The sequence below is a fragment of the Roseixanthobacter glucoisosaccharinicivorans genome (genome assembly GCF_043195095.2).
In the GTDB taxonomy this organism is placed as follows: Bacteria; Pseudomonadota; Alphaproteobacteria; order Rhizobiales; family Xanthobacteraceae; genus NCEH01.
The window spans coordinates 3,374,817-3,387,299 of sequence record NZ_CM195538.1; the positions used below are offsets into that span (position 1 = coordinate 3,374,817).

General features: G+C 67.6%; 10 protein-coding genes and 1 riboswitch. Of the genes, 7 read left to right on the forward strand and 3 right to left on the reverse strand.

The features are described from left to right. Positions 1-173 precede the first annotated feature (173 nt). Positions 174-1,355: a cell division protein ZapE gene (zapE, locus tag V5F78_RS15645; RefSeq protein ID WP_394066913.1), complete on the reverse strand. Its 1,182-nt coding sequence runs from the start codon at positions 1,353-1,355 to the stop codon at positions 174-176. Between the two features lie 315 nt (positions 1,356-1,670). On the opposite strand from zapE, the gene V5F78_RS15650 reads away from it, so the two are divergent. Continuing rightward, on the forward strand, positions 1,671-1,985 hold the full coding sequence (locus tag V5F78_RS15650; RefSeq protein ID WP_394066915.1) for a hypothetical protein: 315 nt from the start codon (positions 1,671-1,673) through the stop codon (positions 1,983-1,985). Between the two features lie 206 nt (positions 1,986-2,191). Beyond that, a complete protein-coding gene (locus V5F78_RS15655; protein WP_394066917.1) occupies positions 2,192-4,453 on the forward strand; it encodes an FUSC family protein in 2,262 nt (753 codons plus the stop codon). A 264-nt stretch (positions 4,454-4,717) separates the two neighbouring features. On the opposite strand, the gene V5F78_RS15660 is transcribed toward V5F78_RS15655, so the two are convergent. Further along, positions 4,718-5,830, reverse strand: a complete 1,113-nt coding sequence (locus V5F78_RS15660; RefSeq protein ID WP_394066919.1) for a 2'-deoxycytidine 5'-triphosphate deaminase — start codon at positions 5,828-5,830, stop codon at positions 4,718-4,720. Between the two features lie 79 nt (positions 5,831-5,909). Next, positions 5,910-5,989, forward strand: a riboswitch (SAM riboswitch). Positions 5,990-6,041: 52 nt separating this feature from the next. Between V5F78_RS15660 and V5F78_RS15665 the strand changes: the two genes are divergently transcribed. The 5 genes from V5F78_RS15665 (at position 6,042) to V5F78_RS15685 (ending at position 11,262) form a co-directional block, all read left to right on the forward strand. Next, the gene (locus V5F78_RS15665; RefSeq protein ID WP_394066920.1) at positions 6,042-7,238 is read left to right on the forward strand and encodes an O-succinylhomoserine sulfhydrylase; all 1,197 of its coding nucleotides are present in this window, start codon (positions 6,042-6,044) and stop codon (positions 7,236-7,238) included. 117 nt (positions 7,239-7,355) lie between these two features. Next, complete coding sequence (locus V5F78_RS15670; RefSeq protein ID WP_394066922.1) at positions 7,356-7,835, forward strand: TRAP transporter small permease subunit; 480 nt, start codon at positions 7,356-7,358, stop codon at positions 7,833-7,835. Then, positions 7,832-9,280, forward strand: coding sequence for a TRAP transporter large permease subunit (locus tag V5F78_RS15675; RefSeq protein WP_394066923.1), 1,449 nt, complete (start codon positions 7,832-7,834; stop codon positions 9,278-9,280). The genes V5F78_RS15670 and V5F78_RS15675 overlap by 4 nt, the downstream gene beginning before the upstream one ends. Before the next feature lie 79 nt (positions 9,281-9,359). Next, positions 9,360-9,752, forward strand: coding sequence for a Co2+/Mg2+ efflux facilitator ApaG/CorD (apaG, locus tag V5F78_RS15680; RefSeq protein ID WP_394014008.1), 393 nt, complete (start codon positions 9,360-9,362; stop codon positions 9,750-9,752). Between the two features lie 13 nt (positions 9,753-9,765). Further along, positions 9,766-11,262, forward strand: a complete 1,497-nt coding sequence (locus tag V5F78_RS15685; protein WP_394066924.1) for a TrkH family potassium uptake protein — start codon at positions 9,766-9,768, stop codon at positions 11,260-11,262. 33 nt (positions 11,263-11,295) lie between these two features. Here the strand turns inward: V5F78_RS15685 and V5F78_RS15690 are convergent, their stop codons facing one another. Beyond that, positions 11,296-12,369: an Hsp33 family molecular chaperone gene (locus V5F78_RS15690; RefSeq protein WP_394066925.1), complete on the reverse strand. Its 1,074-nt coding sequence runs from the start codon at positions 12,367-12,369 to the stop codon at positions 11,296-11,298. Positions 12,370-12,483 lie beyond the last annotated feature (114 nt).

Sequence of the window (12,483 nt, forward strand, 5' to 3'; positions counted from 1 at the left end):
CGGGGCTTGACTACTCCCATCCGGCAGGGGGTTCAAGACGCGCGCACTGCACAATCGCGGCCCGAGCCCCGGCTCTGCTTATAGACATCGCGCGGAAACTGCCAATTGGTCCAAGGGCGAACAAGCAGCCGGCAGTGTTCGCCGATGCGCGCGACACGATGATGACGCCGCCCTCAGGTCTCCACCAGTCCGGTGGTATTGCCGGACGCCGCCGAATCTCCCCGGCCGTGGGTGCGCCCGAGATATTCGGTGGAGCGCATCTCATGCAGCCGCGAGACCGTGCGGGCGAATTCGAACGCTTCCGCGCCCTCCGTGCCCACATAGAGCTGTTCCGGCTCCGCCGCCGCCGAGGCGATCAGCTTCACGCCGCCGTCGTAGAAGGTGTCGATCAACGAGATGAAGCGCTTGGCCTCGTTGCGATGGTCGCCATCCATCACCGGAATACCCTCGATGACGACGGTATGAAAGGCACGGGAAATACGCAGATAGTCCCCTGCCCCCAGCGGCTGCGCGCACAGGTCCGCGAACGAGAAGCGCGCCGCGCCGTTGCCGGCGCGCGGCACCGCAATCTGCCGGCTGTGATTGGCAATGCTGGTCGGGCGCCCGCCCTCGGGCCCGGCGATCTTCGCCCAGGCGCGATCCAGCGCCTCGTGCGCGGCCGGGCCGAGCGGCTCGTACCACACCGGCAGGCCCTCCAGCTTCTCCATGCGATAATCGGTGCGCGCGTCGAGGTTCAGCACCTCCATCTTTTCGTCGATCATGGCGATGAAGGGCAGGAACAGCGCGCGGTTGAGGCCGCCGGCATAAAGATCGTCCGGCTTCACGTTGGAGGTCGCCACCACCACCACGCCGTCGGCGAACAGCTTCTGGAACAGCCGGCCGAGGATCATGGCGTCGGCGATGTCGGTCACGTGGAATTCGTCGAAGCACAAGAGCTGCACGTTGCGGGCAAGATCGTCGGCGACCGGCTGGAGCGGGTCGGAGGTCTTGCGCTCGCCGCGCTTCTGCGCCTGCCGCTCGGCGAAGATGCGATCGTGCACGTCCGCCATGAATTCGTGGAAATGTGCGCGCCGCTTGGCGCGCACCTCCACGCTCTCGAAGAACAGGTCCATGAGCATGGTTTTGCCGCGCCCGACCTCGCCATAAACATAGAGGCCGCGCGGGGCGGTGGGGGTGCGGCGGTGAAACAGCCAGCCCAGCGCCGAGGATTTGCGGGCCAGCAGGCGATCGCGCAGTTCCAGTTCCAAACGGGCGAACGCCTGGACCACGGCGGCCTGCGCGGGATCGGGCGTGATCTCCCCCGCGCGCACCATGGCTTCATAGCGGGAAAGAACGCGCGCGCCAGCCGCCATCATGTCTCCTCCAGGGCCGGGCGTGACGCGCGGCACCGTGCGCCGCTTTAGAGCATGCGCGGGGAAATTTGAACGATTTTCGCACGCCCTTTTGCATCGCGGAAGACCGGCAGGGTGCGCCGCGCCGCGGGGAAACGGCGAAATGCACAGCGGCGAGGAAACCAAGCGCGTGCTCGTGCGTTTCCTTGACAGACCGGCCCGAGGCTGAGCGCACCGCGCGTCCTCCCGGGCCACATCACATCGCAATCTGCGGGCCACGCCCCGCAACGGCGCGATCCCTCGCGAACGAGGGGGTGCGCCCGTTTGAAGGAGTTCGTCATGAACAAGTTCATCACCACCGGCACCGCCCTCGTCGCGCTGACCCTTGCGGCGGCCTCCGGCATGTCCGCAGCCGCGCGTGCCGACGATTCCATCAATCAGGTCAATGACAGCCAGGTGCAGCTGCGCCAGATGGATTATCTGCGTGCCCACGGTGGCTACATGCTGATCCAGGACCAGCAGTCCCAGGCGGTCGGCGGGCGCAACTCCACCATGATCATGCCGGCCCCGCGCGTCTATGTGCCGGCCTATCAGTACCAGATCGAAAGCGCCCCCGTGATGGTGGCCCCGCAGGGCGGCTACATGGTCCAATAATTCGCGCCACAGCCATAATGGGCGCCCCCGCCGGCACCGTCTCCCCCGCAGGGTCCCGCGCCGGCACGCCACGCGGGACCCATGCACGGGAGACGGCATATCGCGAGGCGGCGCCATGCGGGGACACCGGCGCCTGGTCTCTGGACATTTGCCGCGTGCCATGAACCTTTGCGATCCGACGGTTTGAATCGCGAAGGGGTAAAGCGATGCAGGATCCGCCAGTCGGCGCGTTCGACGATTCCGGCCGCGCTGCGGAACCGACGCTGGTCGGGCGGCTCGCGCGCTGGCTGTCGGACCACGACCCCGGCGGCATCGACAGCACGCGCGCGCTGCACCTCGCGATCTCCTTCATTCTCGTCATCTGCCTCGGCTACGCGACCTCGCGCACGTTCGATCTGAACCTCGACGTCACATTCCCCATGGCGGGCGCGATGACGGCGCTGGTTCTGATCAATTTCACGCCCTCCGCCAGCCGCAGGGCGGAGGCCATCAGCTTCGGAAGACTGTTCGCGCTCACGATCGTCCTGCTGATCGCCGTGGTGATCGTGGCGCCCGGTAACGCGCCGGCCAATGAACTCGGCATGAAGCTGATGCTGGTGCCGCTCACCTGCATCGCGCTGTATCTGCGGCGTTTCGGCATGGAAGGCCAGCGGATGGGCATCGCGCTCATCATCATCGCCACCGTCGCCGCCGTGCTGCACCCCACCCGCATTCAAGCCGCCTGGCTGCTGCTCGCGGCGGTGCAGGGCGGGATCGTGGCCTTCCTCGTCCGCTTCACCCTGGCGCGGCCCTCGGCGCTGAAGGTCTATTCCACCTGCGTGATCGAAGCCGGTGAAACGGTGGGTGAATACCTTCGCCTGTTGGGCGCCAGCGTGCGCGCGGGCGTCCGCGTTCCCCCGCCCCCGGCGGACATGCTGGAGCGGATCAAGATCCGCGTGCGCGCGGCGCTGGTGAATGCCGCCGCCGAGGACCCGCAGGCCCGTGAATATATCGAGGCGGTGCGTTCGCTGGTGTATCGGCTGCGGGTGGCGACCCAATTGCTGGGCGATTGCATTCCCGATCCGCAGGCCTCGGACGGCGCCTGGCGCGCGCCGCTCGCCGCCTGTGCCGATCAGCTCGCCCGTCACCTGGAGCGCGGGCTCGGCCAGCCGTTCGAGCAATCCGAACGCATGCGCAAGGCCATCAGCCGGCTGCGCGAGGCGGCGATGGAACCCGATATCGCCGCCCAGGAGCAATTGGCGCTGCTGCGCGCCGTAACCGCCTTCGACCGGCTGTTCCTGGTGGTCACCGATCTCTCGCGCCTGGAAAGCGTCGATACCGCTTGCTGGCACGTGGCGCCCGGATCCGCCGCCGGCCTGATCACGCCCGGGCCGCCGCCCCCCGGCGGACCCACCGCCCCGGCCGCGCCGAAGGGCATGCCGTTTTATGTCAAGGTCGCCATCCAGGGCCTGGTCGCCACCGCCATCACCACCACGCTCGACCTGGTGGTGGGGCTGGACCATGCCTATTGGGCGACCATGACGGTGATGTTCGTGCTCGGCAACAGCCTGGGCGAAACCTATGTGCGGGTGCGCTATCGCACGGTGGGAACCCTGGCCGGCGCGATCATCGGCATCGCCCTTGTGGTGGGGCTGGACCGCAACATCTGGCTGCTCGCCGCCGCCTGCCTGATCGCGCAGATGATCGGCCTCGTCACCCAGCGCGACCGCTATGACGTCGCCTCCGCCGCCACCGGCCTGTCCGTGATCGTGGGGCTGCACCTCGTTACCGGGCTCGGCGCCGACGGCATGATCGCGCGCATCTACGAGACCGCCATCGGCGCCATCATCGCGCTGGTGGTCTCGTTCGTGGTGTTTCCGGTCTATGTGGCCGATCAGATCCGCAATCAGGTGGTGGGCATGGTCAGCCAGTGCCGCGCCGCCTTCGCCAATTGCTGGCCCCGCAAGGGCAGCGTTCCCGGCGAGATCGGCAATGTGACGGCCGCGCTGTCCGCCGACCTGCGGCAATTGTCGGAACGCCTGCCGCATATCGGGGCGGAAACCTCGCTCGGCCATCGCTCGGCGGGCGATGTGGTGACGCTGGTGTCCACCCTGGAAATCCTCATCACCTATCTGGCGCTGCTGGAGGATGTGGCGCACCGGCTCGACACGCTCTCGCCCCCGCCGGAGACCGTGACCATATTAGAGGCCGCGCGCGCCCGCACGCTCGCCGCCTTCGACCAGGCCCTCGGGCTGGCGACCCCGGCGGCCAATCCCGGCGCGGCGCCGGAACTCGACGCGGCGGTATCGGTGGCTTTGGAAATGGCCACCAACCAAGGCACCCGCCGCCTGCTGCCGTTCGTGGCGGATTATCTCAGCTTCTCCGAAGCGGTGCTGCGCCCGCTCGCTGACCTCAGCGCCCTGCTCAATCCCGCCGCCCAGGCCCATGCCCCAAAGCCCGCCGCCCATAAGGAGCTGGAGGCGGCATAGGGCCGATCGACAGTCATGGCCTGATGCCGTTGCGAAAGACAATCGTCATGCACGGGCTTGTCCCGTGCATCCACGCGGCACCGCCGGTGCCGGCTTTTCAAGGTGCGTGCCAGCGGCCCCGCGTAGATGGCCGGGACGAGCCCGGCCATGACGAACGGTCGAAAAAGGCAATGGCACGCACCTGCCGTCAGGCACCTCAAGGATGCACCCCGCCGTTGAATATGGATCGACCCTTAGGATCCCGCCCGCCGGAGGCCCGTCCTCTCAGCCCTCCGGTACGAAGGCGCGGAAATGCTTGGAGAGCTTCAGCCCCTGCCCCTGGTAGTTTGAGCCAAGCCCCTCCCCATACAGCGCCGTCGGCCGCGCGGCCATGCGCTCATAGACGAGGCGCCCCACGGTCTGGCCGTGTTCGAGGATGAACGGCACCTCGCGCGAGCGCACCTCCAGCACCGCGCGCGCGCCGCTGCCGCCGGCCGCCGCATGGCCGAAGCCGGGATCGAAGAAGCCCGCGTAATGCACGCGGAATTCGCCCACCAGCGGATCGAACGGCACCATCTCGGCGGCGAACGCGGGCGGCACCTGCACCGCCTCGCGGGAGGCCAGGATGTAGAACGCGTCGGGATCGAGCACCAGGCTGGTGCGCCCGCGCGCCCGGATCGGCTCCCAGAAATCCTCCACATCGAGCGCGTTGCGGCGATCCACGTCGACGACGCCGGTATGCCGCTTGGCGCGGAAGCCCAGAAGCCCGCCCCAGGCCTCGCCCGCCAGATCGACGCCGACCGCGATGCCGCCGCCCACCACGTCGGGCTTTTCCGCATTCACCAGTTGCTCGGCGGTCTGGAGGGTCAGTAGTTCGAGATCGGAGAGGCGTGAGACGCCGCGCCGGAACCGCACCTGCGACAGGCGCGAGCCGGTGCGCGCCAGGATCGGGAAGGTGCGCGGCGAGATTTCCAGGAACAGCGGGCCCTCGTAGCCGGCGGGGATGGCATCGAAGGCGCGGGCGCCGTCGGTGATCACGCGGGTGAACACATCGAGCCGGCCGGTGGAGCTTTTGGGATTGGTTGCGGCCGAGACATCGGCCGGCAGGCGCAGCTTCTCGAACAATTGCACCAGATAGACGCAGCCGGTTTCCAGCACCGCACCATCGGCGAGGTCGAGCTTGTGGAGCGCGAGATCCTCCAGCCGCTGCTTCACGCTGGTCCCGGCGCCCGGCAGGAAACTGGCGCGGATGCGCCATGCGGTGCGTCCGAGCCGCAGATCGAGGCTGGCCGGCTGGATCTGATCGTCGTCGAATGCGCGCTTCGTGACGATGCCGCCGGCCTCGTGCAACGCGGCAATGGCCTGTGACGGCAAGATGCCCGGTTTGAGCTGGTCCACCTGCACTCCGCCTCCCTGTCCCGGCGTTCGGTTTAACGGACGCGTCCCTTGACGCCAAGGGTGCGACGCGCTTTAACTCTTATCGTTCCGTGGTGAATTTGAGCCGGCCGGCTTGCTGCCACGCTAAACAAATCGCTAAAAGGCCGGGGATCGTAAAGGGCGTCTTCGCCCATTCCTACGCGTCCTCGGCCTCACTTGAGGCTCGAAGACCTTGGCCCACATCCCCCCGGACGTCTCCACCCTGCATCCCGACACCCTGCTCGTTCAGGGCGGCACCGCCCGTTCGCCTTATGGGGAAACGGCGGAAGCGCTCTATCTGACACAGGGCTTCGTCTATGACGATGCGGAATCCTGCGAGGCGCGCTTCAAGGGCGAGGATCCGGGGTTCATCTATTCGCGCTACGGAAACCCTACCACCGCCATGTTCGAAAGCCGCATGGCCCTGCTGGAGGGCGCGCAGGCCGCCCGCGCCACCGCATCCGGCATGGCGGCGGTGAATGCCGCGCTGATCTGCCAGCTCAAGGCCGGGGACCATGTGGTGGCCGCCCGCGCGCTGTTCGGCTCCTGCCGCTGGATCATCGAGGAATTCCTGCCGCGCTTCGGGGTGGAGACCACGCTGGTTGATGGCACCAATCTTGAGGCCTGGCAGGCGGCGGTGAAACCCAACACCAAGGTGCTGTTCCTGGAGAGCCCCACCAACCCGACGCTGGAAATCATCGACATCGCGGCGGTGGCGAACATCGCCCATGCCGCCGGCGCGCGCCTGGTGGTGGACAATGTGTTCGCGACCCCGCTGCTCCAGAAGCCGTTCGAGCTGGGTGCCGACGTGGTGGTCTATTCGGCCACCAAGCATATCGACGGACAGGGCCGGTGCCTCGGTGGCGTGATCCTGGCCTCGGAAGCCTTCATCAACGAGGGTTTGCAGACCTATCTGCGCCAGACCGGCCCCTCCATCTCGCCGTTCAACGCCTGGGTGCTGCTGAAGGGCATGGAAACCCTGGCGCTGCGCGTGGAGCGCCAGCAGGCGAGCGCCGCCGCCATCGCCGATGCGCTCGCCACCTCGCCGAAGGTGGAAAAGGTGATCTATCCCTTCCGCGCGGATCATCCCCAGGCGGAATTGGCGCGGCGGCAGATGAAGGGCGGCGGCACGCTGACCACTTTCGTGGTGGGTGGCGGCAAAGAGGGCGCGTTCCGCTTCGCCAATGCGCTGCGGCTCATTCGCATTTCCAACAATCTCGGCGATTCCAAGAGCCTGCTGACCCATCCTGGCACCACCACCCACCAGCGCTTCACCCCCGAGGCGCGGGCCGAGATGGGGATTTCCGACGGGCTGGTGCGCCTCTCCGTGGGCCTCGAACATGCCGGCGACCTCCTCGCCGACCTCACCCAGGCGCTCGAAAAAGTGTGAGCACAGCGCGCGTCGGCGCCCCTGCGTAGCGGCAACTGGACAATGCGCGCGGGGGCACTAGGTTCTGTCTTGAGCACGGCCGTGGTCGGGCGGGAGGAAGAGATGGGGCGAAACGCGATGCGAGCCGCATCCTCGGCCATCGCAGCTGTGCTCGACACGGCGCGGTGGCTGATTCTTCCACTCTCGCTCCTGCTGTTCCTGCAATGGCCGCTGCGCGAACTGGTGAAGGCCTATTCGCGCGAAGCAAACGACATCGGCCAATGGATGTTCGCGCTCTATGTCGCTGCGGCCGTGACGGCCGCGACGCGGGCGCGGGCGCATCTGGCGAGCGACATCCTCGCCCACCGCTTCAGCCCACGCACCCGCGCCGGGATTGCCCGCGTCGGCGTCGCCATCAGCCTGCTGCCCTGGTCGATCTGGCTGATCGTGGCAGGCTATCCCATGGTCCGGCTGTCCGTGCTCGGCCTGGAGGCGTTTCCGGAAACCTATAATCCCGGCTATTTCCTGGTGAAGCTGGCCATGTGGCTGCTCGCTTTGCTCGCCTTCGTCCAGGCCGCCATAGATCTGTTCGCGCCGGGTGCGGGCGAGACGGCATGAGCGCGTTCGGCCTCGTTCTCCTGCTGTTGATCGGCTGCGGCACGGTGTTCACCGGCCTACCCAATGTGATGGTCCTGCTGGCGACCGCTGTGTTCGGCATGTGCGTCGGCCTGCTCACCGGCGTCATCTCGCCCAACCTGTTCGCTGCGCTGCCGGGCCGGATCGTCGATCTCATGAGCAGCGACCTGCTCCAAGCCCTCCCGTTGTTCGTGCTGATGGGCACTTTGCTGAACCGATTGCCCATCGCCTCGTCCATCTTCGACACCGGGCTGGCGCTTCTGCCGCGCGCCCAGGCCAGCGCGCCGGTCATGGGGATCGCCATCGGCACCCTCATCGGCCCCATGAACGGTTCGGTGGGCGCGAGCGCGGTCGCCCTTGCGCGGACCATCGCGCCGGCCATGCTGGCGCGCGGCATGCCCTTGCCGAAGGTGCAGGCGGTGAGCGCCATGGCGGCGACGCTTGGCGTGGTGGTGCCGCCGTCCCTGGTGCTGATCCTGCTCGGCGACGCCATGCTGAACGCCCACACGATCGCGCTCAACACGCTCGGGCGCAGCGGCCGCGTGGTCAATACGCAGGACGTGTTCCAGGGCGCCCTCATACCGGCCGCATTGTTCATTATCGGGGCGCTTCTGGTCGCCGTGCTGGCGGCGCGCCGGGCCTCTTCGCCGGCACCGGGGCGGCCGCAACTGCGCGTGCGGGATGCTGTGATCAGTGCCCTGGCGATTCCCTTCGTCGGCGGCCTGCTGGTCAGCGTGACCCTCGGCTATGTCTATCCGGTGGAGGCGGCGGCGCTCGGGGCGCTGGTGCTGTTCCTGGCCGGCCTCGCCAGCGGCCATGTGACCCGTACAACCCTCGGCCCGATCCTCGACGAGGCCATGCGCATGACCGGGGCGCTATTCGCCCTGCTCGCCGCCGCCACGACGCTCACACTGGTGTTCCGCCTGTTCGGCACCGACCGGCTGATCGCCGCCTTCATCACGGCGGTGCCCGGCGGCCCGCTACCGGTCACGGCCTTGGTCCTTGCCATGATCGCGCTGAGTGCGCTGGTTCTCGATGCGTTCGAGATCGTATTCGTGATCGTGCCGATCGTCATTCCACCCCTGCTGCTGCGGGTGGAGGATGCAAGCTGGGTCGCCGTGTTGGTCCTTCTGACGTTGCAGATGAGCTTCCTCCTGCCGCCGCTCGGCTATGCAGTGGTGGTGACACGGGATCTGATGAAGGGCGATGCGCCGCTGCGCACCATGATGGCGGGGCTGGCGCCCTATCTCCTGGTGCAGATTGCGGTGCTGGCCAGCGTGTTCGCCGTGCCCGCGCTCACCCATCCGCACTGGCCCTGGGCGGCGGCGGCGACGCAGAAAGCCCCGCTGTCCACCGACCAGATGAACCAGCAGTTCGAAGGGCTTCTCCCGCCGTCACCCGAACCCGTGACGCCGAAGCTTGAGTGATCTTGCCCCGACCCCATTGCGCCTTGCCCGCATCGCGGGTTCACTGTGCGCGCACGCAGCGAAGTATAAGGGGGATCGAATGTATCGGGCGACGACGCGCCAGATCCAGGTGACGGCGACGCCGCGCTATGTGGCGGAGCGCTCGGACCCGGAGCACGGCAATTTCTTCTGGGCCTACACCATCGAGGTGGTGAACCTGGGTGGCGATGTCGTGCAGCTCAAGGCGCGCCACTGGGTCATCACCGACGCCCACGGCCATGTGGAGGAAGTGCGCGGACCCGGCGTGGTGGGCGAGGAGCCGGTGCTTCCCCCCGGCGGGCGGTTCGAATACACCTCGGGCGTTCCGCTTGCGACCGCCATGGGCATCATGAGCGGCCATTACGAGATGTTGACCGAGACCGGCGAATCCTTCTCGGTGGAAATCCCCGCATTCTCCCTCGATACGCCGGACATGCGCCGCGTTCTCAACTGAGTTGGCAGCCCCCATGCAAGCGGCCAAGGCACCCGCCATCCACGCCGAAGCCGGCCAGCCGCTCGATGCCCGGCCGATCGCCGCCGCGCTCGGCGCGGTGGTGGTGATCCTCGGCGTGAGCATGCTGCTGCCCGCGCTGGTGGATTATGCGGCCCGCTCGGGGGAGCAGGATGTGTTCGTCGGCACCTCGGCCGTCACCATTTTCGTCGGGGTATTGCTGAGCGTCATCGGGCGCGGCGCGAACTTCCGGCGGCTCGACCTGCGCCAGGCCTTCCTGCTGACCTCCTCGGTCTGGATCGTGCTGACCATCTTCGCCGCCCTACCCTTCATGTGGGGCAAGGCCGGGCTGACGCCGGTCCACGCCATGTTCGAGGCCATGTCCGGCCTCACCACCACCGGCGCGACGGTGATGACCGGGCTGGACGACCAGACGCCCGGCATCCTGCTGTGGCGGGCCTTGCTGCACTGGTTCGGCGGGGTCGGCATCGTGGTGATCGCGATCGCCGTGCTGCCCATGCTGAGCGTCGGCGGCATGCAATTGTTCCGCATGGAATCCTCCGACAAATCGGAAAAGTTCCTGCCGCGCGCGGGCGCCGTCGCCAAGGGCCTGCTGCTCGCCTATGTGCTGCTCACCTTCCTGTGCATCGCCAGCTACAAGCTGGCGGGCCTCGATTTGTTCGATTCCTTCACCATCGGCATGTCGACCATGTCGAGCGGAGGCTTCGCCAATTCCGATTCCTCGCTGTCGGTCTTCGCGGACCCGGCGGTGGATTATGTGGCGGTGGTCTTCATGCTCCTGGCGAGCCTGCCCTTCCCGCTTTATATCCGCGCGCTCTCGGGCGACGTGACACGGCTGTTCACCAATCCCGAGGTGCGCCTGTTCCTGGCCATCGTCGCGGTGTTCACCCTCGCCTCCTTCGCCCAGCAAACCATCCAGGGCGTGGCCCATGGGGAGACGGCGTTTCGCGGCGCCCTGTTCACGGTCGCCTCGCTCATCTCCACCACCGGCTTCATGGCGGTGGACTATACCAATTGGGGGCCGCTCTCCGACGCGCTGTTCCTGGTGCTGATGTTCGTGGGCGGCTGCACCGGCTCCACCTCCGGCGGGGTGAAGGCGCTGCGCATCGCCATCACGGCGAAGGCGGTGCGCCAGCATCTCAAGCGGATTTCCTATCCGAACGGGCTGTTTCCCCTGCGCTATGGCGGGGCGCCGGTGGCGGACGATATCGTCGCCTCGGTGCTCGGCTTCGTCTTCCTGTATTTCGCGACCTTCATCCTCATCGCGGCGGCGCTGAACTGCATCGGCCTTGATGTGCGCACCGCGCTTTCCGCCACCATTGCCTGCCTCGCCAATGTGGGGCCCGGGCTCGGCCCGATCGTCGGGCCCGCCGGCAATTATGCCAGCCTGCCGGAGAGCGCGATCATTCTGCTGACCGCGGCCATGCTGCTCGGCCGGCTGGAAATCCTCACCGTGCTGGTGTTGTTGCTGCCGCGCTTCTGGGTGCGCTGAACGCGCCGCCTGAGCGCCGCTGGACCGGCGCGCTCAGGGCGCGCCGTCGTCCGAGGCGGGACCGCCAGGGGCGGCATCGTCTTTGACGGGATCTTGCGAGGCGGAATCTTGCGCCGGCGCATTGTCCGTCAGGACCTCATCGGCGCGAAACCCATAGGCGCGGCCGCAGAATTCACATGTGACCGAGACCCGCCCGTCCGCCTGCACCATGCCGGCGCGTTCCTCGCGGCTGAACGAGGACAGCACGCCTAACACCCGACTGCGCGAGCAGGTGCAATGGGCAACGATCGGCTGGGGTTCGAACACCCGCACGCCACGCTCATGGAACAGGCGATAGAGCAGCGCCTCGCTGGGCAGGGCGTGGTCCAGCAATTCCACGTCTTCCAGCGTGCCGACCAGCGACTGCGCTTCCATCCAGGCATCGTCGAGCGGCACATCCGGCTGTTCCACGCCCTCGGGCGCATCGCCGGGATGCAGGTCGCCCTGCGCCGCCCGGCCCGCCTCGGCGGGCAGGAATTGCGCCAGCAGGCCGCCCGCGCGCCACGCGGAGGGCTCGCCGCCCGGCCGCATCTCCTCGCCCACGGCGAGCCGCACGCGGGTCGGGATCTGCTCGGATTGCTGGAAATATTGATGCGCCGCCGCCTCCAGCCCGTCGCCCTCCAGGGCGACGACCCCCTGGTAGCGATTGGCGGACAGGCCCGGATCAATGGTCATGGCGAGATGCCCGCGCCCGATCAGCAGCGCCGGCGCGGCGGCATTACTCGCTTCCGCCTGCGCCACCGCCTCGGCATCGAAGCGGGCATAGGCGCGCACCTTGTCGGGGCTGACGAAATCCACCACCACCATGTCCACCGGACCGTCGGTCTGGGTCTGGAGGATGAAGCGGCCCTCGAATTTCAGCGACGATCCCAGCAGAACGGTCAGCGCCACCGCCTCGCCGACGACACGCTTCACGGCGTTGGGATAATTGTGATGCACCAGCACCGCGTCGAGCATGGAGCCGACGCGCACGACGCGGCCGCGAATGTCGAGCGCGTCCACCTGGAATGGAAGCACCGAGTTATCAGGCGCTTCCTGGCGGGGCTCGGGACGTGTTTCCTTGGTCATGATACCTCATTCCAACCGCCCGGCCCGAGGGCCGGGCCTTCGACCGCCGCCGCGGCATCGTCTCGCGCGCCGCAGGCCCGGCCGGGGGAGGATGGCGTCACCTTCTCCCGGCAC